Origin of the sequence: Streptomyces sp. NPDC087901, assembly GCF_044742205.1 — a bacterium.
Taxonomy (GTDB): Bacteria; Actinomycetota; Actinomycetes; order Streptomycetales; family Streptomycetaceae; genus Streptomyces.
On record NZ_JBIUUC010000006.1, the window covers coordinates 125,068 to 147,103 of the forward strand.

Annotated in this window: 18 protein-coding genes and 5 pseudogenes; 8 read left to right on the forward strand and 15 right to left on the reverse strand. The window is 70.4% G+C overall.

Annotated features, from left to right (window positions below; genetic code table 11):
- Positions 1–32 precede the first annotated feature (32 nt).
- The gene (locus tag ACIOEW_RS20780; protein WP_401965059.1) at positions 33–1,451 is read right to left on the reverse strand and encodes a PLP-dependent aminotransferase family protein; all 1,419 of its coding nucleotides are present in this window, start codon (positions 1,449–1,451) and stop codon (positions 33–35) included.
- A 47-nt stretch (positions 1,452–1,498) separates the two neighbouring features.
- Between ACIOEW_RS20780 and ACIOEW_RS20785 the strand changes: the two genes are divergently transcribed.
- Positions 1,499–1,987 carry a carboxymuconolactone decarboxylase family protein gene (locus ACIOEW_RS20785; RefSeq protein ID WP_401965060.1) on the forward strand — a complete coding sequence of 163 codons (489 nt, stop codon included), beginning with the start codon at positions 1,499–1,501 and terminating at the stop codon, positions 1,985–1,987.
- 506 nt (positions 1,988–2,493) lie between these two features.
- Here ACIOEW_RS20785 and ACIOEW_RS20790 read toward each other — a convergent pair.
- On the reverse strand, positions 2,494–2,664 hold the full coding sequence (locus ACIOEW_RS20790; protein WP_401965061.1) for a hypothetical protein: 171 nt from the start codon (positions 2,662–2,664) through the stop codon (positions 2,494–2,496).
- A gap of 252 nt (positions 2,665–2,916) precedes the next feature.
- Between ACIOEW_RS20790 and ACIOEW_RS20795 the strand changes: the two genes are divergently transcribed.
- Positions 2,917–4,512: a serine/threonine-protein kinase gene (locus ACIOEW_RS20795; RefSeq protein WP_401965062.1), complete on the forward strand. Its 1,596-nt coding sequence runs from the start codon at positions 2,917–2,919 to the stop codon at positions 4,510–4,512.
- A 475-nt stretch (positions 4,513–4,987) separates the two neighbouring features.
- Here ACIOEW_RS20795 and ACIOEW_RS20800 read toward each other — a convergent pair.
- The 4 genes and pseudogenes from ACIOEW_RS20800 to ACIOEW_RS20815 form a co-directional block, all read right to left on the reverse strand.
- Positions 4,988–5,122 (reverse strand): annotated as a pseudogene (locus ACIOEW_RS20800) (transposase); the annotation flags it as partial.
- Between the two features lie 186 nt (positions 5,123–5,308).
- On the reverse strand, positions 5,309–6,394 hold the full coding sequence (locus ACIOEW_RS20805; RefSeq protein WP_401965064.1) for a DUF4037 domain-containing protein: 1,086 nt from the start codon (positions 6,392–6,394) through the stop codon (positions 5,309–5,311).
- Positions 6,395–6,464: 70 nt separating this feature from the next.
- A complete protein-coding gene (locus ACIOEW_RS20810; RefSeq protein WP_401965065.1) occupies positions 6,465–6,824 on the reverse strand; it encodes a LysR family transcriptional regulator in 360 nt (119 codons plus the stop codon).
- A 491-nt stretch (positions 6,825–7,315) separates the two neighbouring features.
- Complete coding sequence (locus ACIOEW_RS20815; protein ID WP_401965066.1) at positions 7,316–8,458, reverse strand: PucR family transcriptional regulator; 1,143 nt, start codon at positions 8,456–8,458, stop codon at positions 7,316–7,318.
- 189 nt (positions 8,459–8,647) lie between these two features.
- Here ACIOEW_RS20815 and ACIOEW_RS20820 point away from each other — a divergent pair, with 189 nt between their 5' ends.
- The 3 genes from ACIOEW_RS20820 to ACIOEW_RS20830 all read left to right on the forward strand — a co-directional run bounded on the left by ACIOEW_RS20820 (position 8,648) and on the right by ACIOEW_RS20830 (position 11,966).
- Positions 8,648–9,628, forward strand: coding sequence for a proline dehydrogenase family protein (locus ACIOEW_RS20820; protein WP_362556111.1), 981 nt, complete (start codon positions 8,648–8,650; stop codon positions 9,626–9,628).
- A 38-nt stretch (positions 9,629–9,666) separates the two neighbouring features.
- Positions 9,667–11,298: an L-glutamate gamma-semialdehyde dehydrogenase gene (gene pruA, locus ACIOEW_RS20825; protein WP_362556109.1), complete on the forward strand. Its 1,632-nt coding sequence runs from the start codon at positions 9,667–9,669 to the stop codon at positions 11,296–11,298.
- 128 nt (positions 11,299–11,426) lie between these two features.
- The gene (locus ACIOEW_RS20830) at positions 11,427–11,966 is read left to right on the forward strand and encodes a hypothetical protein (protein ID WP_401965067.1); all 540 of its coding nucleotides are present in this window, start codon (positions 11,427–11,429) and stop codon (positions 11,964–11,966) included.
- On the opposite strand, the gene ACIOEW_RS20835 is transcribed toward ACIOEW_RS20830, so the two are convergent.
- The 4 genes and pseudogenes from ACIOEW_RS20835 to ACIOEW_RS20850 all read right to left on the reverse strand — a co-directional run.
- Positions 11,900–13,105 (reverse strand): lysophospholipid acyltransferase family protein, encoded by a 1,206-nt coding sequence (locus tag ACIOEW_RS20835; protein ID WP_401965069.1) that lies wholly within the window; start codon positions 13,103–13,105, stop codon positions 11,900–11,902. The genes ACIOEW_RS20830 and ACIOEW_RS20835 overlap by 67 nt on opposite strands.
- A complete protein-coding gene (locus ACIOEW_RS20840) occupies positions 13,105–13,965 on the reverse strand; it encodes a phosphatidate cytidylyltransferase (protein WP_362556103.1) in 861 nt (286 codons plus the stop codon). Before ACIOEW_RS20840 ends, ACIOEW_RS20835 begins: the two co-directional genes overlap by 1 nt.
- Positions 13,962–14,534 carry a CDP-alcohol phosphatidyltransferase family protein gene (locus ACIOEW_RS20845; RefSeq protein WP_362556101.1) on the reverse strand — a complete coding sequence of 191 codons (573 nt, stop codon included), beginning with the start codon at positions 14,532–14,534 and terminating at the stop codon, positions 13,962–13,964. The genes ACIOEW_RS20840 and ACIOEW_RS20845 overlap by 4 nt, the downstream gene beginning before the upstream one ends.
- A 44-nt stretch (positions 14,535–14,578) precedes the next feature.
- A pseudogene (locus ACIOEW_RS20850) lies at positions 14,579–14,773 on the reverse strand (hypothetical protein); the annotation flags it as partial.
- 34 nt (positions 14,774–14,807) lie between these two features.
- Between ACIOEW_RS20850 and ACIOEW_RS20855 the strand changes: the two are divergent.
- Positions 14,808–14,996, forward strand: a pseudogene (locus tag ACIOEW_RS20855) (LysR substrate-binding domain-containing protein); the annotation flags it as partial.
- A 4-nt stretch (positions 14,997–15,000) separates the two neighbouring features.
- Here the strand turns inward: ACIOEW_RS20855 and ACIOEW_RS20860 are convergent.
- From ACIOEW_RS20860 to ACIOEW_RS20875, 4 genes and pseudogenes are all read right to left on the reverse strand, one after another.
- Positions 15,001–15,642, reverse strand: a pseudogene (locus ACIOEW_RS20860) (amidohydrolase family protein); the annotation flags it as partial.
- Positions 15,639–16,319, reverse strand: a complete 681-nt coding sequence (gene ureA / locus ACIOEW_RS20865) for an urease subunit gamma (protein WP_401965070.1) — start codon at positions 16,317–16,319, stop codon at positions 15,639–15,641. The pseudogene ACIOEW_RS20860 and the gene ureA, both read right to left, overlap by 4 nt.
- Positions 16,320–16,469: 150 nt before the next feature.
- Positions 16,470–17,558 (reverse strand): branched-chain amino acid aminotransferase, encoded by a 1,089-nt coding sequence (locus ACIOEW_RS20870; protein WP_362556095.1) that lies wholly within the window; start codon positions 17,556–17,558, stop codon positions 16,470–16,472.
- 242 nt (positions 17,559–17,800) lie between these two features.
- Positions 17,801–18,841, reverse strand: coding sequence for a 3-isopropylmalate dehydrogenase (locus tag ACIOEW_RS20875; RefSeq protein ID WP_385284064.1), 1,041 nt, complete (start codon positions 18,839–18,841; stop codon positions 17,801–17,803).
- A gap of 130 nt (positions 18,842–18,971) precedes the next feature.
- Here ACIOEW_RS20875 and ACIOEW_RS20880 point away from each other — a divergent pair, with 130 nt between their 5' ends.
- Positions 18,972–20,546, forward strand: coding sequence for a purple acid phosphatase family protein (locus tag ACIOEW_RS20880; protein WP_401965072.1), 1,575 nt, complete (start codon positions 18,972–18,974; stop codon positions 20,544–20,546).
- Between the two features lie 35 nt (positions 20,547–20,581).
- Here the strand turns inward: ACIOEW_RS20880 and ACIOEW_RS20885 are convergent, their stop codons facing one another.
- The gene (locus tag ACIOEW_RS20885) at positions 20,582–20,713 is read right to left on the reverse strand and encodes a hypothetical protein (protein WP_261991728.1); all 132 of its coding nucleotides are present in this window, start codon (positions 20,711–20,713) and stop codon (positions 20,582–20,584) included.
- A 248-nt stretch (positions 20,714–20,961) separates the two neighbouring features.
- Between ACIOEW_RS20885 and ACIOEW_RS20890 the strand changes: the two are divergent.
- Positions 20,962–22,017: pseudogene (locus ACIOEW_RS20890) on the forward strand (urease subunit alpha); the annotation flags it as partial.
- Positions 22,018–22,036 lie beyond the last annotated feature (19 nt).

The window sequence follows — 22,036 nt, forward strand, 5'->3', positions numbered from 1 at the left end:
ACCCACCGGGCCACCGACCCACCGGCCGGGCGTCAGGCCGGCGGCAGGGCTCGGCAGAGCGCTTCCAGCGCCGCGGCGAACGCGTGGTCCGGAGGGGAGGCGTACCCCACGACCAGGCCGTCCGGGGCCGGCATCGTCGCAGCCGGATGACGGAAGGCGTCGAGCCCGTCGAGGCCGAGCCCCTGCCAGACGGCGGCCTTGACCGTGGACTGCTCGCTGCCGGGCGGCAGTCGCAGGACGGCGTGCAGTCCGGCGGCGATGCCGGTGGGCGTGATGTGCGGCGCATGGGCGTCGAGGGCCGCGACGAGCTGGTCGCGACGGCCGCGGTAGCGCTGGCGCATGCGGCGGACATGGCGGTCGTAGTGGCCCGATTCGATGAGTTCGGCGAGGGCCAGCTGATCCGGCACGCTCGCCCATGCCTCACGTTCGCCCTTCGCCGCCAGTACCCGGTCGACGAGGTGTTCCGGCAGCACCATCCAGCCCAGCCGGACCGCCGGTGACAGGCTCTTGCTGACCGAACCGGCATAGAGGACGCGCTCCGGGTCCAGCCCCTGCACGGCACCCACCGGCTCCCGGTCGTACCGGAACTCCCCGTCGTAGTCGTCCTCCAGGACCAGTCCGCCCCGGCCGCGGGCCCAGTCGATGACGGCCGAACGCCGCTCCGGATGCAGCGGCCCACCGGTGGGGAACTGGTGGGCCGGGGTGAGCAGGACGCCCCGCACACCGGGCAGTCCGGTCAGTTCGTCGACGCACGCGCCGTCCTCGTCGAGCGTCAGCGGGACCGTGCGCACGGAGGCGGCTTCCAGGATCGACCGGTGGAAGGCGAGCCCGTAGGACTCCACGGCCAGCGGGCCGCGCAGGACACCGCCCCCGAACAGCAGCCGCAGCGCATGGGCGAACCCGGAGCAGACCACGATCCGTTCGGGGGCGGTACGGACCCCGCGCGAGCGCCCCAGGTAGTCCGCCAGGGCCCGCCGGAGCTCGATGCGGCCCTGCGGGTCGCCCGGCCCGAAGGCATCGTTCGGTGCGGCGTTCAGGGCACGCCGGGCGGCGCCGAGCCAGGCGGTGCGGGGGAACGAACCGGGGTCCGGCTTGCCCTGGTGCAGGTCGTGGACGGGGCCGGCCGGGCGGTGCGGCGCCTTCTTCGGGACCCGGGCGGGCGCCACGGGTGCGGTGCGCCGGGCGACCCGGGTGCCGGAACCCTGCCGGGCGGTCAGCCAGCCCTCCGCGACCAGCTCGGCGTAGGCGTCGGCGACGGTGTTGCGGGCCAGGCCCAGGTCGGCGGCGAGCGACCGATAGGGCGGCAGCCGGGTGCCGGGGGCCAGCCTCCCCTCCCGTACGGCGTCGCGGAGCGCGCGGATGAGGACGGCCCGGCGACTGCCCGGCCCCGCCAGGTCGAGGAGCAGGTCGCTGCCGATCCGCTCCGCGGAATTGACCCATGAATCCGACATGAAAATGCACCCTACGCGAGGTCTTTGCCGCTCCTAACGTAGAGGACATGACGAACCACGAAGCAGCAGCAGACGCCATCGACGCTCCCCGCATCAACTTCGCCAAGGCCGCCCCGAAGGCGTTCAAGGCCCTCATCGGCTTCGATGCCGCCGCACGTCAGGGCCTGGATCCCGCACTGGTGGAACTGGTGCAGATCCGCTCCTCGCAGCTCAACGGCTGCGCGTACTGCCTGCACATGCACACCACCGACGCCCGCAAGGCGGGGGAGAGCGAGGAGCGGCTGCACATGGTGGCGGTCTGGAGGGAGGCCGCGCACTTCTTCACCACCGAGGAACGGGCCGCGCTGGCGCTCACGGAGGCCGTCACCCTGGTCTCCCACGGCGGCGTGCCGGCCGACGTCTACGCCCGTGCGGCCGCGGTGTTCGAGGAGGCCGAACTCGCCGGACTGCTGGCCCTGATCTTCGCCATCAACACCTGGAACCGCATCGCTCTGTCCACCGCCAAGGTGCCCGGCACGGACGAGCGGGCGGCCTGATCGAGTGAGAATTCCGCTCCCCTGGCCGGCCCTGCGGATTCCGCTCCCTGACTGACCCGAGGAGCCTGTACCGCTCCGGGTTGCTTCGCCGCTGAGTCTGTCTCCCGGGCCCTGGAGACACTGTAGGGAGCGCGACTTCGTGAGCACTGGTTCCTGCGGAAACGACTCAATCCGCGTGATGAGCAACGATCTTGTCGGCGGATCATGAGCAGAATGTTCCGTCGCGCTGTCAATCGACAGTCACCGCTGGCAGCGGGATCCGGATCGGTAGGCCGACGTTCTTCGATCGGCAGTTTGAGTAACCGCCCTTCCCTCTGCTCAAACCCCGCGTCCTCCCCTGGCTGCCCTGTGGGACGGCCGGTCGGTGGGCGGCGCCGAGTTCGATGAACAGGACGCCGACGATGATGAGGCCGATGCCCACCACCATCATCGCGGTCAGCGGGTCAGCGGGTCAGCGGGTCAGCGGGTCAGCGGGTCGCCGGAGATGACGGTTGCCACGATGGCAGTCAGGGTGGCACCACAAGCGCCCCGGATGCCGTAGGCGAGGCGAGGGCCATGCCCGCGCGGAGCACGAAGGACAGGGCGGTGAAGGAGCCGATGTGGCCGACCGCGACGACGACGTACAACGCGGGGTGGTCCAGGGCATACGAGGAAGGCCCCTGTGCCTGAACTCGCACCTTCGCCTATCGTTCCCGTTGACGTAGCCCGCGTGATCTCAGTCACGCAGCCGTGCAGGGGGGTAACTCCTTTGAAGGGACGGGCTGAGCCAGTGCTTTGCCACTTGCGAATCCGCAGGTCTGTGCCGGGCGCGTCCCTTCAGAGGAGCTGCAGCCATCCAGGGCAGCCCCGAGGCCAGTTGACGCGACATCACGACGACTTGTGGAGGAGGTCAGGTGCACGGGGGCTTGGCTATCGGGGATAGGTATCGCGTGCAGCACGTCCTGGGAAGAGGCGGATTGGGGGAAGTCTGGAACGCGCTGGACCTCACGCTCAACCGACGGGTCGCCATCAAGTTCGTGACCGGCGTCATGCAGTACCCGGAAGCAGCCAGACGCTTCGCGCGCGAAGCCCAGACCCTCGCCTCGCTCCACCACGGCAGCATCGTCACCGTTCACGATGCGGGAACGATTGACCATGATGGCCACCCGTTGCCGTACCTGGTGATGGAAGAGCTCAGCGGTGCTACCTGGGAGACGGCACAGGTGGACTCGGTCATCGAGACCGGCGCGTGCCTGGCGGACGCGCTCGCGCACGTTCACGAGGCGAGGGTCGTGCACCGGGACGTCAAGCCCGCCAACATCATGATCTGCGCGGACGGGCGCGTCGTGCTGATGGACTTCGGCATCGCCCGTGACGACGCCTCCCTCACCCGTACCGTCACCGCTACGGGACGGTTCTTCGGCACCCCCGCGTACATGGCTCCCGAACAGATGCAGGGTTACGCTGCCACGCCGGCCTCGGACGTGTACGCCCTCGGCCTGGTCCTGGTCGAGAAGCTCACCGGCCATCGTCTGGCCGCCGCGCAACTCACGGTGCAGGCCCAAGCCGGTGTCCCCGGGCACCTGCTGTCCCTGCTCACCCGCATGACCTCCCCCGGACACGAACAACGGCCCACCGCGGCCGAGTGCGCCGAACTGCTGCGCACGCCGGCAGAGCCGGTGAGACCACCCCAGCCCGTCGGACCGCCCGAGCCGGTCCGGCACGACACCCTGGAACGGTTTCTTCCGCCGGCGACAGCGCTCGCGCTGTGCGGCACCTCCCTGTTCCGGCCCGCCTACGAGTACAGGTCGGACACGTGGACGGTCCTGGAGGCCCTCAGTAACGGTGGCCCCGTGGGTGTCGGTGCGTTTGCCGGGCTGGCGACGACCCTGGTGTTGGCGGCGGTGCTCGTCCCGGCCTCCGGAGTGCGCGCGCGAGTGGCGGGGTACGCGGGCGCGGCGCTCGCCGTGGGCTGCCTCCTGTGGCTGGGCTCGTCCAACCCTCCTTACTACGATCGCGACGACGAACACCAAGATCCAATCCCTGACGGCATGTGGCACCTCTACCTGGCGACGGCACTGACCGTCGCCATGTACGTCTACCGCGACCGCCACACCCGCAGCAGAGCCGCACCGCAGCAGGAGCGCCTCGTCGTCCCGGGGATGCTGCTGACGCTGTTCGCGGTCACGCTGTTCCAGCCCGCCTACCTGGACTCGCAGAAGTCCGGCGGGTTCTGGAGCGTCCTGGAGGCTGTCGGCAACAGCGGCCTCGCGGGCGTCGGTGTCCTCGTCGGGTTGGCGACGACCCTGGCGGCGATGGTGGTGCTCGTCCCGGCCTCCGAAGTTCGCCTGCGGGCGGCGGGGTACGCGGGCGCGGCACTCACCGTGGGCTGCCTCCTTTGGCTGGAGTCATCCGGCGCCCCCTACGGCGTCGGCGACCATCACGTCGACGAGACCCACCTGCCGGTGTGGCTCTTCTACCTGACGACAGCCCTGACCATCGCCACCTACATCTACCGTGACAGCCGTAGGGTGCAGCTCCTCTGAAGGGACGGCCCCCGGCACAGACCTGCGGGTTCACAGGTGGCAAGGCACTGGCTCCGCCCTTCCCTCCGAAGGAGCTGCGCCCAAGCGGCAACATGCCTCGCCGCAACGCGGCACAACGGGGACTCTCGACCCTCGCGTAACGTGACATGACCTGCGTGGGACACGGCGTCTGCCGGCACCGAGGCAGGAGGCCGCCGCTGGCGTCCCGGTCGTACAGGATGCCGAGTTTTCGGTACGTCTCGAGCTCGCCGTCGTCGAAGGCGTAGTGGGCGGCCGGGTCGTCGTAGTAGTTCGCGGGTACGGCCGGCGCTTCCCTCCCACGTCGCGGAACCGGCGGGCTGCGGTGACGACATCGGTGGTGGCGAGCGCGATGTGCTGTGCTCCGCCGTTCTCGTGGTCGCGGGGCGGGCCCTACGCCGAGTGCGAGGCGCACGCTGCCGCCGGTGTTCGTGATGGCACGGCTGCGCAGCAGCCCTCACGGGTCGGCGTGATTCACCACCTGAGCGGCGTCGGCCGCACGTACCCATTTCCGCAGGGACCCGGTGTTGACACCGGGGTCCTTGGCCACTGAGTTGATCGACCGGCCGGTGGAGGCCACCAGCCTGATCGCGTCCTGCTTGAACTACCTCCAGGCACTGTAGGTTCCACCTTCTCGTGCGCACTGACTCCAGCTGAAATACCGGATTCCGCGTGAAGTGAGCACTGCGGGTGTCGGCCCTCCGTGCGCAATCGGCGCCCTGCCGGACGGAGCATGTGTCACAGCCAGTGACGGAGTCCTGTCGGCCGACGCGCTTGCCTACTTGTCGAGTTGTGGCGTGGCCGGTGCCGGGCCAGTGGTGTACTGCCTGCGCCGATTGGCGAAATTGCGGTCGGTCACATCAGTGCTGTCGATGTACTGGTCGATCGCCCCGACGGGAGGCAGCGCCCTGATCTGAGGGTCGTTGATCGTGGTCATCAGGGTGTCGGTGAAGCGGTAGCCGTCGATGACCAAGAACGGCCGGGTGTGGAAGTAGCGGGCCTTTGCTTCCAGCGGTTCGGTCAGTCCCAGGTCATTGTGCATGCCTGCGACGATCTCGTAGGCCGGGGCCAGATGCCGCTCGCGTTCCTCCCAGCTTTGCGCCGCCAGCGCCGCGGAGAGGAGTGGTTTGAGCGCCGCGGCGCACGAGAGCCCTCCGAACGCGGTGCCCAGCCATTTGCTGTAGGGCGGATAAACCCGGTTCATCAGCAGACACAGTTTCATCAGGTCGCGCACCTGTCGGGCGGCCACTACTGCGGAACCCAGGTCGTCACCGACTTCTCCGCAGCGCCCGACGAACGGTTCCTCCTGGGACAGACGCATCCACTGGCAGGCCAGGATGTAGCGCCAGACGTCGTCCGGATACCAGGTCAGTTCCTTGCGGTAAGCATCCAGCAGGCCGAGCCCGTCGTGGAATACGGTGCCTCCGGTCAGCTCGCGCAGCACCTGCGTCGGCGTCGTCAGCCAGCCGGTCACCGACAGGCCGGCGGCTGGGTCCTCGCCGAGGTGCTCGGTGAAGAAGCCCTGGAGGTCACTCACGTGAACCCAGTGCCGGGCCGGTGCGTTGTCGGGAAAGGGGAAGCGGACCGGGTAGCCGTGGAACGTCTGCGGCAGTTCGCGGTCGAGCAGGGCATCCAGTTCGTCCGCGTGGGCGCGGAAGTCGCCACTGCTGAGGAACACCTGCATCCTGGGGCCCCAGGCATGGTCGGTTGAGCGTGTGGTGTCGAAACCCTGTACTTCAGAGCCCCAGCCGATCAGTGCTGCCGAATACGGGACCCTGTCCAACGCCGTGTTCAGGATGGGGGCGACGACCTCTGTGTGAAACAGCCGCGCCAGTTCAAGACCGGGCAGGAAGGCACGTGTCATGGCCGCCACCCTGACAGAGCAGTGCGGCCGGTAGCCAACCAATATCGTGCGACGTGGGCCGCCTTATCGGTCACTTAGAGTGGCTGTCGAGCATGTTCAGCAGTGTCCGGGCCTCCGTGAGGAGGGTTCTGCCGTCAGCGGTGGTGGCGAGGGGCCGGGATCGTTCGATGACGGTGAAGCCAGCTAAGTCTTTGATGTGCTTGAGCTGGTAGTTGAGGGTGCTCCACTTGGTTCCGAGAGCGACGGCGGCGGCGTTGATGTTGTGATGCCCGGGAAGCTGGATCAGGTGGCGGAGTCTCTGGACGCAGTTCTTCGTCCGACTGATGGCGTGCATGGTTGGGGACAGGGTGACGTCGATCGAGGCAAAAGGGTTACTGAAGTCGTTGGCCGGGTGGCGAGGGATGCCCCACTTGGTCATCAGCCGCAGCACGTCTCCTTGTTTGATGTCTAGCTCGCGGGCGATGTCCTGAACTGAACGTCCCCTTTGTTGGTATTGCTCCTCCAGTCAGGCGCGCGAGACGGTCCGTTCGAAATGTCCGGCTGGTAGACGATGGCGGAGCGGGATGCCGGCCTCAAGAAGTGCGTGGCGGACGGTGCTGGTGCTGCTGCCCGCCATCTCGGCGATCTTCCCCTGCCGCAACCGCAGACCCGTGGACGGAGCGAAACCTCCGCCACGGCGCCGGCCATGTGAAATCCGCCAACCGCAGATCCCTGAACGGGATCTCCCGCACCGACGCGTCGTCGTAGCGGACTGAAGCTATCGACTGCTCGTACTTCCTGCGTGCCGAGGCTGGACTCTGAACGGCCATGCGATGGAAGCTAGTTACGGCGCGGAGTCAGTGCGCACAGATCCTTGGAATTGCGCATCGGGTGCGCATCTCATGAGTACAGTGCGCACCGAATCGCGGAACCTACAGGCACTCAGAGCCGGGACGCCTTCAGCGCCATGTGCAGCAGCAGCCGGTCCTCGCCGTCGTTCAGGTCCAGGCCGGTGAGCTGCTGGACCCGGGAGAGGCGGTAGTAGAGCGTCTGGCGGTGGATGCCCAGCTCTGCGGCGGTCCGGGACGCCTGGCCCGCGCAGTCGAGGAACATCTCGGCGGTGCGGGCGAGGTCCCGATGCGACGGGGTGAGCAGCGGGCGGACCGCGTGGTCCGGCAAGGTGTCCGGGGTGAGCGCGGTCAGTAGCCGGTACGGGCCGATGGCCGACCACTCGGTGACCGGGCCGAACCGCGTCTCCGCCGCCGCCGCCCGGGCCGCGGCGGAGGCCTCGCGCCAGGCGTCGGCCAGATCCGCCAGACCGCGGCGGGGCACCGCGATTCCCGCGGTGGCGGCCGTTCCCGCAGTGGTGCGCAGCCGGTCGGCGGCCGTGAGCGCCGGGTCCAGGACGTCGTGCGACCGCAGCCGGACCAGCGCGGCCAGCGCCGGGGTCCCCGTGCCGCCCGGGGAGGGGGCGCCGGAGAGTGCTGCCGCCGACGGCACCGTGCGCACCGACGGCGGGTCGTCCGGCCACGGCGTCACGCACACCACGGTGTGCAGCCCCTCGGCGTCCGGGCCGAGGGCCTCGCTGAACGCGGCCACCGCCATGTCGCGCTGCCAGCCGCGCCCCGCCGTGAGGACCGCGCTGAACTCCCGGGACAGATCGGTGCCCGCCCGTGCCTCGTCGGAGAGCAGCGCCCCGATCCTGGCCGCCACGTCCATCGCCGCGTCGAGCTGCTGGTCGGTCGGCCCCGGGTCGGCGTCCAGCAGCCATACGTAACCGAGCACGACACCCCGATGGCGTACCGGCAGGCAGATCCGGTCCCGGTAGACACCGGCTTCCGGGGCGGCCGGGATGCGGACGGGGCCGGTGGCGCGGGTGATGCCGAAGTTCTCGAACCAGGCCCGGACGGCCGGGGTCGATCGGCGGGTCAGGATCGAACGGGTACGGACCGGGTCCATCGCCGTGTCGTCGTCGCTGTCGTGTGCCCCGAAGGCGACCAGGCCGAAGTCCCGGTTCTCCAGCGTCGCGGGGACGCCGAGCAGCGCGGAGATCTCGTCGACCAGCTCCTGGTAATCGCCCTTCACCCGGCCATTCTCGCACCCCTTCAGACATATGTCTGAGATCCAGGGCACGGATGCGTGACAGCTGTCGATGGCACAGGATCGGAGGGATCCTTAGATTTCACGGTGGTTCTCCGTGCTGTACCGCTTCTGTTCCCTATCAGGCACTTGTGGCGGTTCGGCCTTCGTTCGTACTTTCCGTGGAGGTGCCCCGTGCTGGGTCCCGTGATTCTCGCCGCGTCACGCAGCGACAAGATGCGCCGTTTCATCTCGGCAGCGCCGGGCACGAAGCAGGTCGTCGACCGGTTCATCGCCGGTGAGTCGGTCGAGCAGGTCGTCCCGATCATCGAGGACGCCGCCGGCAAGGGGCTCGAAGTCACGCTCGACGTGGTCGGCGAGGACATCACCACCCCCGAGCAGGCCGCCGCCGCGCGCGACGCCTACCTGGAGCTCGTCGGCCGCCTCAAGGACCTCGGCCTGGGCACGAAGGCGGAGATGTCCGTCAAGCTCTCCATGTTCGGCCAGTCCCTCCCGTCGCCCGCCACCACCCTCAACGGAGAGCCCTCCGGGCTCGCCCCCACATTCCCGGGCGGCCACGAGCTGGCCCTCGCCAACGTCCGCCCGGTCGTCGAGGCCGCCGCCGCGATCGGCACCACGGTCACCCTGGACGCCGAGGACCACACCACCCTCGACTCGATGTTCGCCATCCACGAGGAGCTGCGGAAGGACCACCCGCAGACCGGATGCGTCATCCAGGCCTACCTGTTCCGCACTGAGGACGACGCCCGCCGGCTGGCCGACGCCGGCAGCCGCGTGCGCATCGTGAAGGGCGCCTACAAGGAGCCCGCCTCCGTCGCGTACCAGGACAAGGCCGAGATCGACAAGGCGTACGTCCGCATCCTGAAGACCCTGATGGAGGGCGAGGGCTACCCGATGATCGGGTCCCACGACCCGCGGCTGATCGCCATCGCCCAGGAGCTGGGCCGCAAGGCCGGCCGCAAGCTCGACGAGTACGAGTTCCAGATGCTCTACGGCATCCGCAGCGACGAGCACATCCGGCTCGCGGCCGAGGGCCACCGCATGCGTGTCTACACCGCGTACGGCACCGACTGGTACGGCTACTTCATGCGCCGCCTCGCGGAGAAGCCCGCCAACCTGCTGTTCTTCGGCCGCTCCATCCTCACCAAGGGCTGAGCCCCCTCCAACCCTCTACTGAAGGAGCAACGGAAACCATGGACGCTGTCACCCAGGTCCCCGCGCCGGTCAACGAGCCGGTCCACTCCTACGCCCCGGGCTCCCCGGAGCGCGCCCGCCTGGAGGCCAAGCTCAAGGAGCTCAGCCAGAACCCCATCGACCTGCCGATGACCATCGGCGGGGAGAAGCGGATGGGTGGCGGCGAGCGCTTCGACGTCGTCCAGCCGCACAACCACAAGGCCGTCATCGGCACGTTCGCCGGCGCCACCGAGCAGGACGCGCAGGACGCGATCGACGCCGCCCTCGCCGCCGCCCCGGCCTGGCGCGCGATGGCCTTCGACGACCGCGCCGCCATCATCCTGCGCGCCGCCGAGCTGCTCTCCGGTCCCTGGCGCGAGACGCTGGCCGCCTCCACGATGCTCGGCCAGGGCAAGACCGCCCAGCAGGCCGAGATCGACACCCCCTGCGAGCTCGTCGACTTCTGGCGCTTCAACGTGCACTACGCGCGCCAGATCCTGGCCGAGCAGCCCCCGGCCAACTCCCCGGGCGTGTGGAACCGCATGGACCACCGCCCGCTGGAGGGCTTCGTCTACGCGATCACGCCGTTCAACTTCACGGCCATCGCGGGCAACCTGCCCACCGCCCCCGCCCTCATGGGCAACGTGGTGGTCTGGAAGCCGTCCCCCACGCAGACCCACGCCGCCGTGCTGCTGATGCAGCTCCTGGAGGAGGCCGGTCTGCCCAAGGGCGTCATCAACCTGGTGACGGGCGACGGCATCGCCGTCTCCGAGGTGGCCCTGAACCACCGCGACCTGGCCGGTATCCACTTCACCGGCTCGACCCCCACCTTCCAGCACCTGTGGAAGACGGTCGGCAACAACATCGCGAAGTACCGCACCTACCCGCGCCTCGTCGGTGAGACCGGCGGCAAGGACTTCGTCGTCGCCCACCCCTCGGCCGACCACGCGATCCTGAAGACCGCGCTGACCCGCGGCTCCTTCGAGTTCCAGGGCCAGAAGTGCTCCGCGTCCTCGCGCGCCTACGTCCCGGCCTCCATCTGGAACGCCGGCTTCAAGGAGAAGTTCGCGGCCGAGGTCGACTCCATCACGATGGGCGACGTCACCGACCTGTCGCACTTCATGGGTGCCGTCATCGACGACCGCGCCTTCGCGAAGAACAAGGCCGCCATCGACCGCGCCGCGGCCGACCCGGCGTGCACGATCGTGGCCGGCGGCACGTACGACGACTCGGTGGGCTACTTCGTCCGCCCGACCGTCATCGCGTGCAGCGACCCGGAGAACGAGGTCTTCACGACCGAGTACTTCGGTCCGATCCTCGCGATCCACGTCTACGAGGACGACAAGTTCGACGAGATGCTGGAGCAGATGGAGTCGGTCTCCGACTACGCCCTGACCGGTGCCGTCATCGCGAACGACCGCGCCGCGGCCGCGTACACGATGGAGAAGCTGCGGTACGCCGCGGGCAACTTCTACATCAACGACAAGTCGACCGGTGCTGTCGTCGGCCAGCAGCCCTTCGGTGGCGGCCGCGCCTCGGGTACGAACGACAAGGCGGGCGCCCCGCAGAACCTCCAGCGTTGGACCCTGACCCGGGCCATCAAGGAGACGCTGGTGCCGCCGACCGAGTACACCTACCCCCACCAGGGCTGACAGCCCTCGGGGTGCCGCCCTCCCGGCACCCCGCCACGAACTCCGCCTCCCGACCGGTTCCCCTGCCGGCCGGGAGGCGGTTTCCATTTCGGGTGCGGTGCGCGGAGGGCGCTGCCAGAGTGGGCGCCATGTGTCCGTACCCGCTCCACCCGTACGTCGGTCCTGCGGACATCCTCGCCGCCGTGCGACGGGACAGCCGGGGACGGCCCTTCGAGCCGTCGGCGGTCCGGGAAGGCGAGGTGTACACCTTCGTCGTCACGGTGGAGGGCGTTCTGCGGCTGGCCCCGCGGCGCAGCGAGCACGTGGCATGCGCCGGGGGAGCGCCGGTCCTGGGTGCGGGAGAAATCACGCTGGTGCGCGCGGGCGGCCACTGGGTGGCGGAGGAGATCACCAACCAGTCGACCGGGTACTGCCCGGACGCCGAGATGTCCTGGCCCGCGGTCGCCGCCGCCCTCGAAGCAGCCGCTGTCGTCCACAGCGGCGGTTTCACGTCCGCGTTCACGTTCCGCTGGTGCGACGGGTGCGGTGCGCTCAATGTCGTACGGGAGCAGTACTACGTCTGCGCGATGTGCGACCTGGATCTGCCGAGGCGGCCGGTCGCTCAGCCCCACCCGTGCACGATCAGCGACAGCCCCGCCGCGAACCCGCCGCCCAGCAGCACCAGGTAGCGGCCGTACTGGCGGCGGTGGCGGCGCATCAGGAGGCCGAAGCCGGCGAAAGCGAGGCCCACCGTCAGGGTGCGTGAGCCGCGGGCCGCCGCCGAAGCGGTGAGCCAGTCGAGCGCGGGGACGCCGGCGCGGCCCGCCTCGGCGCCGTACACCTTGAACGGGATGCCGTTCCACGGCTGGTGGCGCACCGCGGACGCACCCTCCAGGGCCAGCTCGTGCCGGACCTCCGCCCGCATCCGGTCCGTCGTCAGCGGCGCGGGCAGGTGAACGCCGGCCGAGGCCAGGTGCAGCGCCAGCAGACCGCCCGCCAGGCTGCCGGCCAGCGCGCCCAGGGACATCCTCAGCGCCGCGCGCGGCACCGCCACGCACACCACGCCCAGCAGCAGCTCCGGCATCAGCGGCCAGCTCAGCGCCTCCGCGAACGCCCAGCAGAACGCCAGCGGCACACTCCAGCGCGAGGTGACGACCGCCGCCACCCGGCGCCGCGTCGCGGAGTCCCTCAGCGGCTCGGCGACCGCACGCGTATGCAGCGCCACCACCGCGTCGCGGGCCTCCTCCGGGGAGACGGCCGACGGCAGCGGCTCACCGATCGTCACCCGGACCAGCGCCGAACGCAGCCGCCCGTGCTTGGGCAGCAGCCGGTCCGTGCCCGCGATCCCCACCGGCACGACCGGCACCCCCGCCTCCTCGGCCAGGACCAGCGCGCCCCGGTGGAAGGTGCCCAGCGAGCCGTCCTCCGCACGGGTTCCCTCGGGGAACAGCACGACCGCCCGGCCCGCCCGCAGTTCACCCGCCATCGTGAGCAGGTCCTCCATCCCGCCGCCGCCCCGCCGCACCGGGAACCCGGCCGCCAGCCTGCGGCAGATCCGCCGCCGCCACGGGGAGGCGAACCAGTAGTCGGCCGCAGCCCCGATCGCCGGGCTGTGCCGGGCGTCCAGCGCCGCGAGGAGCGCCGCGGTGTCCGCGTGCGAGGAGTGGTTGGCGACCACCACACAGCCGCCGCGCGGCAGCCGGCCGCGCCGCTCCACCCCACCGGTGAGGCTCAGCACGCCCCACCACAGTCCGCGCCGCAGTGCGGCGGCGACACGGGAGCGGCGCGGGAGGACGGCTCGGACAGGCGTGCTCAGGAGCGTACTCATCACGTCATCACCGTCGCCAGGAGAAGGGCCACCAACAGGGAGTCGATCCGGTCGAGCAGGCCGCCGAAGCCGGGCAGCCAGCTGCCCGCGTCCTTGACCCCGGACTCGCGCTTGACCATGGACTCGATCAGGTCGCCGAGGACACAGCCGCCGATCACCGCCGCCCACAGGGGGAGGCTGAACTCGCCGAGCACCAGCAGGAGTACGGCGGTTGCGACGGCCGCGCCCAGCACGCCCGCCCAGGTCTTGTTGGGGGAGAGCGGCGACAGCGGCCGGGCGAGCGGGCCGCGCCGGCCCAGCGCCGTGCCGCCGCACCAGGCGCCCACATCGCCGAGCGCCACCGCAAGGCCCACCGCGACACCCGTCTCGCCGAGCGTCACCAGGCCCGTCAGCGCGACGGGGATCCACAGCAGCCCGAACGCGGTCCGGGCGGTCCGGGTGAAGCCCGTCCGGTCGTCCCCGGCCAGCACCGACGGGAGCGCGGCCGCCACCAGCAGCAGCGCCGCCGCCCGCAGGTCCAGGAGGTGCGGGGCCAGCCAGGCCAGTGCCGGGAGGACGACAGCGGCGGCCGCCAGGACCACATGGTCGCCGCGCCGCAGCTCCGCCATCCGGACGAACTCGCTCGCAGCGATCACCCCGAGCCCCGCGGCCAGTGCGTACGTACCGCCGCCGCCCAGGAGGTACGCCCCCAGGAAGACCGGCGCGACCAGCGCCCAGGTCCGCCACCGCCTTCGCAGTTCGGCCCGCATCCGCACCTTCGAGGGGAGGACCGCGACCGCGACCCCGCCCGCCCCCAGCACACCCGCGACCAGCGGCACCGCCCGCGCGGCCGCCTCCTCGGCGATCAGTACGGCGCTCATGCCAGCTCCCTCCACAGCCCGGCCAGCCGGAGCACCGCAGTGAGCAGCGAACCGGCGGCGATCACGATCAGTACCGGGACAGCCCAGCCGCTCGCCGCTGCGACCACGACCAGCAGGCAGCGCTCGGTCTTGCCGACCGGGCCGCCGTTGCGCCGCGGCGCACCGGCCGCGGCGCCGGCCAGCGACACCCAGGACGGCAGCGTCGCCGCGAGTGCGGCGACCGCCACCAGCCAGAGCGGGGCGAGCGCCAGGAAGCCGGCCAGCACGACCAGGTCCGCGACCCGGTCACCGAGCTCGTTGAGCACCGCACCGCGCCGGGTCGTGCGGCCCGTGTCGCGGGCCAGCGCCCCGTCCAGGTTGGCGAAGGCGAGCCGGGCCGCGAGCAGCACGCCGACCGGCAGGGCGGCGAGTCCGGTGGGCAGCCAGGCCAGCGCGGCTGCGCCGCCCGCCGCGGCGACGACGCCGGCGGCGGTGAGGGTGTCGGGCGACACCTCACGGCGGACCAGCGAGGCGCGGACACCGGAGAGCCGGTTCGCGTACCAGGGCTTGAGAGCGTAGAGGCCGTTCATGGGGCCAACTCTCGTGCGACGCACGATTCTTCGACACGGGACAGCTACTCAAATGGCGGCTGAGTACCGGGGAGGTGCGGGGGAGGAGTCTCGCTCGCCCGGGCGCCCGTGCGGATCAGCATCTTGCCGGTGTTCTCGCCGCGCAGCATTCCCAGGAAGCCGTCCACGGTCCGCTCGAAGCCGTCGAGGGCGGTGACGTCCGGAGTGATCCGGCCGCTCTGCGGATGCGGTACGAGGAGACCCGCACGGGGGAGCCGACGTACCGGCCGGCGCGTGTCCCGTGGTCTCGGCATGGCGATCATGCCGGAACTGTCACTCGAACGAGCACCGGACACGGTCGCGATCACCGCTCTCGGGCCGGAGCGCCCGACGCGGTCCGTGGGCTACGTCACCACCCCTGAGCTGGCACGATCACTCGCCGTCCGGGCGCTCATCCGGGAGCTGAGAGTGAGTGGGGCGTGAGCGCGCGTAAACCTCCGGCCCCGCCCTCGGCGAGCGCCTCGACGAGCGGTGCCTCGTGGGAGGAGGAACCGCGGCCCAGGAAGCCGATGTTGACCGGCCAGGCGTCGAAGGCGTTGAAGGCGTGGCGCAGGGCCCACGGCGAGTTCACGCCGACGCCCCAGACCGGGCCGAACTCCTGGCCGATGACCGTGGTGACGCCGGAGGCGAGCGAGGCCTCCATGATCCGCGGCGAGAGCAGATGGACATGGGTGTCGACGGCTCCGGCGGTCGCGATCATGCCCTCGCCGGACACGATGGAGGTCCCCGTGCCGACGACGACGTCAACCCCGTCGAGAGTGTCCGGGTTCCCGGCCCGGCCGATCGCGGAGATCCGTCCCTCGCGGATGCCGATCGACACCTTCCGGATCCCCTGCACGGCGTCGATGACCAGCACGTTGCTGATCACCACGTCGCAGGTCTCCCGGACGGCGGCGGCCTTGAGGTGGAGGCCGTCGCGGGCGGTCTTGCCGAATCCTGCGAGGAACTCGTCGCCGGACTTCTGGGCGTCGGACTCGACCCTGACGGTCAGCCCGGAGTCGCCGAGCCTGACCCGGTCACCGGCGCGCGGGCCGTGCACGGAGGCGTACTCGTACGGGTCGATGCTCATCGCGCGGCCCCCAGGTAGCCGCAGGCGGCTGCCCGCCGCAGCGCTTCCTCGCGGGCTCCGGGTGCGTCGAGGGGCCCGTCGACCAGCCCGGCGAACCCGATCGCGACGCGGTCGCCGCCGATGGGCACCAGGCCCACCTCGACGCGCTCCCCCGGCCCGAAACGGACCGAGGACCCCGCGGGCACGCAGAGCCGCATCCCGTACGCCGTCGCCCGGTCGAAGTCGAGCCGCGGGTTGGCCTCGAAGAAGTGGAAGTGCGAGGTCACGGAGACCGGGACGGTCGCCGTGTTGCGGACGCCCATCCGTACCGCGGGCTCGGGCTCCGGCGTCGCGGGTCCGGGGACGACGGCACCGGGCGCCTCGTCGCCGAGGCCGACACCCAGCGGCCGGGAGACCACGGCGAGCCGTGATCCGTCGTCGAAGACGGCCTCCACATGGACCTCGGTGACGACATCGGCGACCCCGGGCAGCACGTCGTCCGGACCCAGCACCCGGCGGGCGGCCTCGATCGCCTCGGCGAGCCGGCGTCCGTCGCGGGCGGCCTCGCAGACGGTGTCCGCGATCAGGGCGGTGGCCTCGGGGACGTTCAGCCTCAGGCCGCGGGACCGGCGGGCGCGGGCCAGCTCGGCGGCGCCGAAGAGCAGCAGCCGGTCCCGCTCGGTCGGGGTCAGTCGCACGTCGTCGTACCTCCTGTTTAGAGCAGCACTCTAACCATGAGGTGCGGGGAAATGGAACCTCGAGACGTATCGTTTCGAGCAACGCTCCAAGTCTTCCCACACAAAAAGGCCGCGCCCTGCGGACGCGGCCTTCTGCGGGTAAGGGGTCGGCTAGCCGATGGGGTGCATCCAGCCGTGGGTGTCCTCCGCGACACCGCGCTGGATGTCCAGCAGGCGCTCACGCAGCCGCAGGGTGACCGGGCCCGGCGTGCCGTCGCCCTGGACCCACTCGCCGCCCGTGCTCTTCACGGTGCCCACGGGGGTGATGACGGCGGCGGTGCCGCAGGCGAAGACCTCGGTGAGGGTGCCGTTCGCGGTGTCGTCGCGCCACTGGTCGATGGAGACGCGCTTCTCCTCGGGCTCGTAGCCGAGGTCCGCGGCGAGCCTGAGGAGCGAGTCACGGGTGATGCCCGCGAGCAGGGAACCGGTCAGGGCGGGGGTGACGATCTTGTTCCCGTACACGAAGTACAGGTTCATCCCGCCGAGCTCCTCGACCCACTTGTGCTCGACGGCGTCGAGGTAGGCGACCTGGTCACAGCCCTTGGCGGCGGCCTCGGCCTGAGCGAGGAGGGACGCGGCGTAGTTGCCGCCGGTCTTGGCGTCGCCCATGCCGCCGGGGACGGCGCGGACGCGGTCCTCGGAGAGCCAGATGGAGACGGGCTTCACACCGCCGGGGAAGTAGGCGCCGGCCGGCGAGGCGATGATCAGGAAGAGGTACTCGTTGGCGGGCCGGACACCGAGCCCGACCTCGGTCGCGATCATGAACGGGCGCAGGTACAGCGACTCCTCGCCACCGTGGGCCGGCACCCAGGCCGCGTCCTGCTGGACGAGCGCGTCGCAGGCCGCGACGAACGTCTCGACGGGCAGCTCCGGCATGGCGAGGCGGCGGGCGGACGACTGGAAGCGCTCGGCGTTCGCCTCGGGACGGAAGGTGGCGACCGTGCCGTCGGGCTGGCGGTAGGCCTTGAGCCCCTCGAAGATCTCCTGCCCGTAGTGCAGCGTCATGTTGGCGGGGTCGATCGACAGCGGCGCGTACGGGACGAGCTGGGCGTCGTGCCAGCCGCGGCCGTCGGTCCACTTGATCGTCACCATGTGGTCGGTGAAGTAGCGGCCGAATCCGGGCTTGACCAGGATCGCCTCGCGCTCCGCGTCGGACAGCGGGTTCGAGGAGGGCTTGAGCTCGATCGTGGGCGTCGTCATGAGTGCGTGTCCTTCACCGGTTTTGTGTGTGTAGGACCACGCCCACGCCAGCTCCTGTCGGACAGGTGCTAGGACGTCCGAGCTTCGTGGCAGACCACGGTCCCGTTCGATTATCTCTCGTGGGGAGCCGTGCACGAAATGACGTGAATGCGGTCCAGGGTTCGATGGTGACACCCGGGGCCGCACAGGAGAAGCCGCCGGGTGCGTGTGCGACCCGGCGGCTTCGTAAAGGAGTCGTCGGATCAGCCCGCTACGCGTACCGCGAGTGCGTCGCCGATCTCGTCGGTGCTGCGGGCAGTCCCGTCGCGCTCCGCGAGGTCGGCGGAGACGGCGTCCTCGATGCGCACGGCCTCGGCCTCGTAGCCGAGGTGGCGCAGCAGGAGGGCGACGGAGAGGATCGTGGCGGTCGGGTCGGCCTTGCCCTGGCCCGCGATGTCGGGGGCAGAGCCGTGGACCGGCTCGAACATCGACGGGAAGGCACCCGTCGGGTTGATGTTGCCGGAGGCGGCCAGGCCGATGCCGCCGGAGACGGCCGCGGCGAGGTCGGTGAGGATGTCGCCGAAGAGGTTGTCGGTGACGATGACGTCGAAGCGCTCCGGCTGGGTGACGAAGAAGATCGTCGCGGCGTCGACGTGCAGGTAGTCGGTGGTGACCTGGGGGTACTCGGCCGCGACCTTGTCGAAGGTGTTCTTCCACAGGTGGCCGGCGTAGACGAGGACGTTGTTCTTGTGGACCAGCGTCAGCTTCTTGCGCGGGCGGGCGGCGGCGCGCTCGAAGGCGTCCCGGACGACGCGCTCGACACCGAAGGCCGTGTTGAGGCTGACCTCGGTGGCGACCTCGTGCTCCGTGCCGGTCCGCAGCGAACCGCCGTTGCCGGTGTACGGGCCCTCGGTGCCCTCACGGACGACGACGAAGTCGATGTCCGGACGGCCGGCCAGCGGGGTCGCCGTGTTCGGGAACAGCTTCGACGGCCGCAGGTTGATGAAGTGGTCGAAGGCGAACCGCAGCTTCAGCAGCAGCCCGCGCTCCAGCACCCCGGAGGGCACGGACGGGTCACCGATCGCACCGAGCAGGATGGCGTCGTGGCCCTTGAGGGCCTCCAGCTCCGCGTCCGGGAGGGTTTCACCGGTGCGGTGCCAGCGCTGGGCACCAAGGTCGTACTCCTTGGTCTCCAGCTTCACGTCCTGCGGGAGAACAGCGTTGAGGACCTTGAGGCCCTGGGCGACGACCTCCTGGCCGATACCGTCACCGGGGATCACTGCGAGATTGATGCTGGAAGCCATGTCCGGCACGATACTGGGCGTCCCACCCCATGACATTTCACGTCCACTATACGGACACATGGGCAGCTGTACGTGTACCGTTCACCTACCCGACGGAGTGTCGTCAGGAAGCGGGTGGAGGTTGTCGCCCATGGACATCCCCCGTTTCGGCATCCCCGAGAAGCTCGCCGACCGCATGAGCATGGCCGAGCAGCACGACTACCTGCGCACCCGGCTGACGCGACGCGGAGTGCTGCGTACGAGCGTGGCGACCGCGGCCGTCGCCGCCGGTGCCGGGCTCGGCACCTCGCTGACCGCCCCGCCCGCGTACGCCGCACCGACGGTACTCACCTCGCACAGCACCACCCGGGTGGACGGCTCGCTGGTCGCGCCGTTCGGCCGGCACCTGGCCTACGGCGGCGACCCGAAGACGCAGATGGCGGTCTCCTGGCAGGTCCCGTTCGCCGTGCGCCGCCCGTACATCCGGATCGGCCTCAAGCCGTGGGCGCTCAGCCGGAAGATCGACGCCGAGGTGCGCCACCTCACCACGCCGCTGCTGAACGACGGCAAGATCGCCGCCGCCGAGCAGTACTACGTGCACGCGGCCCTGGAGCACCTCAAGCCCGGCACGACGTACTACTACGGCGTCGGCCACGACGGCTTCGACCCGGCCGACACCCGCAACCTGGGCACGCTCGGCACCTTCACCACGGCGCCCTCGCGCGCCGGGACCTTCACCTTCACCGCCTTCGGCGACCAGGGCGTCAGCTACCACGCGCTCGGCAACGACCAGCTGATCCTCGGCCAGAACCCCGCCTTCCACCTGCACGCGGGCGACATCTGCTACGCCGACCCGTCCGGCTCCGGCCAGACCGGCGACACCTATGACGCGCGCACCTGGGATCAGTTCCTGGCGCAGACCGAGACGGTCTCCAAGACCGTGCCGTGGATGGTGACGACCGGCAACCACGACATGGAGGCCTGGTACTCGCCCGACGGCTACGGCGGGCAGAACGCCCGCTGGACACTGCCGGACAACGGCCCGGACCCGGTGAACCAGCCCGGGGCGTACTCCTTCGTGCACGGCAACGTCGGCGTGATCGCGCTCGACGCCAATGACGTGTCGTACGAGATCCCCGCCAACTTCGGCATCAGCGGCGGCAAGCAGACGCGCTGGCTGGACCGGCGCCTGGGCGAGCTGCGGGCCCGTCACGACATCGACTTCCTGGTGGTCTTCTTCCACCACTGCGCCTTCTCCACGACCAACGCGCACGCCTCGGACGGCGGGGTGCGGGACGCCTGGGTGCCGCTCTTCGAGAAGCACCAGGTGGACCTGGTCATCAACGGGCACAACCACGTCTACGAGCGCACCGACGCGATCCTCAAGAACGCGGTCCAGCGCAAGGTGCCGATCGGTGAGCGCACCGACCCGACGCGGGACGGCCTCGTGTACGTCACCGCGGGCGGCGCGGGCAAGGCGCTGTACAACTTCCCGGCGCCCGACAGCTACGAGGGTCACGTCACGGACCTGGAGAGCGTGGACACGTACCACGTGGTCAAGGGCGGCGGTAAGGCCGTCGAGACCGTGGAGTGGTCGCGGGTGCGCTACACGGGCTTCTCGTTCCTCGCGGTGGAGGTGGAGCCCGGGAAGCACGCGCGTATGAAGGTCACCGCACTCGCCGAGTCCGGCGAGCGCATCGACCACTTCGAGATCAGCCGGGGCTGAGCGCGGCCGGGGCCGGCCGGACGGACGGCCCCGGTTCAGTGACCGGTGGAGCCGCCGTTGTCCCTGCGGTCGAGGGCACGCTGCAGGGCGGCGGCGGCATTCTGCCGCTCCGACTCGGTCGGGCGGTGGGTGTGGCGGACGCGGCGGCGGACAGTGGTCTCGGCCATGGTGGATCGACTCCTTGAGATCGCGAGGATTCCGAGATCGAAAATCTTGAACGTGATGTCGAGATCAGGGATTTCGAGGTGCCGGAAGGGGCGGGGAGCAGGCGCCGCAGGGGTTGCCTGCTTCGGGGCGCGCGCTCACGACCGCCAGTCGCTTGATCTAGCGAGACGTTCGGCTTCTACAAAGCTAGGGCAGCCACGCCGGTCTGTCTCCACGATTACTCGGACTTCCTACTATCTGAGACCCCTGCGGCTTCAAGGTCCACGAGGACATGGGGGCACACACCCGCGCCCTGGACACCGCGCTGCGCGTCGCCGAGGAGCACGACGTCCAGGTGGCCCTGCACAGCGACGGGCTGAACGAGTGCCTGTCGGTCGAGGACACCCTGCGCGTCCTGGAGGGGCGCACCATCCACGCCTTCCACATCGAGGGCTGCGGCGGCGGGCACGTCCCCAACGTCCTGAAGATGGCCGGCGTGCCGAACGTCATCGGCTCCTCCACCAACCCCACGCTCCCCTTCGGGCGGGACGCGGTCGCCGAGCACTACGGGATGATCGTCTCCGTTCACGACCTGAAGACGGACCTGCCCGGTGACGCCGCCATGGCCCGCGACCGGATCAGGGCCGGCACGATGGGCGCCGAGGACGTGCTGCACGACCTGGGAGCCATCGGGATCACCTCGTCCGACGCCCAGGGCATGGGCCGGGCCGGCGAGACCGTTCGCCGCACCTTCGCCATGGCCGGGAAGATGAGGGCCGAGCTCGGCCCGATGGAGGGCGACGGACCGGGCGACGACAACGCCCGGGTGCTGCGCTACATGGCCAAGCTCACCATCAACCCGGCCATCGCCCACGGCCTCGCGCACGAGATCGGCTCCATCGAGACGGGAAAGCTCGCCGACATCGTGCTGTGGCGGCCCGAGTTCTTCGGCGCGAAGCCGCAACTGGTACTGAAGTCCGGCTTTCCCGCCTATGGCGTCACCGGCGACCCCAACGCCGCCACCGACACCTGCGAACCCCTCGTCCTCGGGCCGCAGTTCGGCGCGTACGGGGCCACCGCCGCCGATCTCTCCGTCGCCTTCGTCTCGCAGGCCGCCACGCAGCTGGGGGCCGACGCCATGCCGACCCGCAGACGCCGCGTCGGTGTCCGGGGCACCCGGGGCATCGGCCCCGCCGACCTCCGCCTCAACTCCCGTACCGGAACCGTCGACGTGGACGCGCGCAGCGGCCTCGTCACCCTGGACGGTGACCCGCTCAGTTCCGAACCCGCCGAATCGGTCTCCCTCAACCGGCTCTACTTCCTCTGAACGAGTCCAAGGACCCACA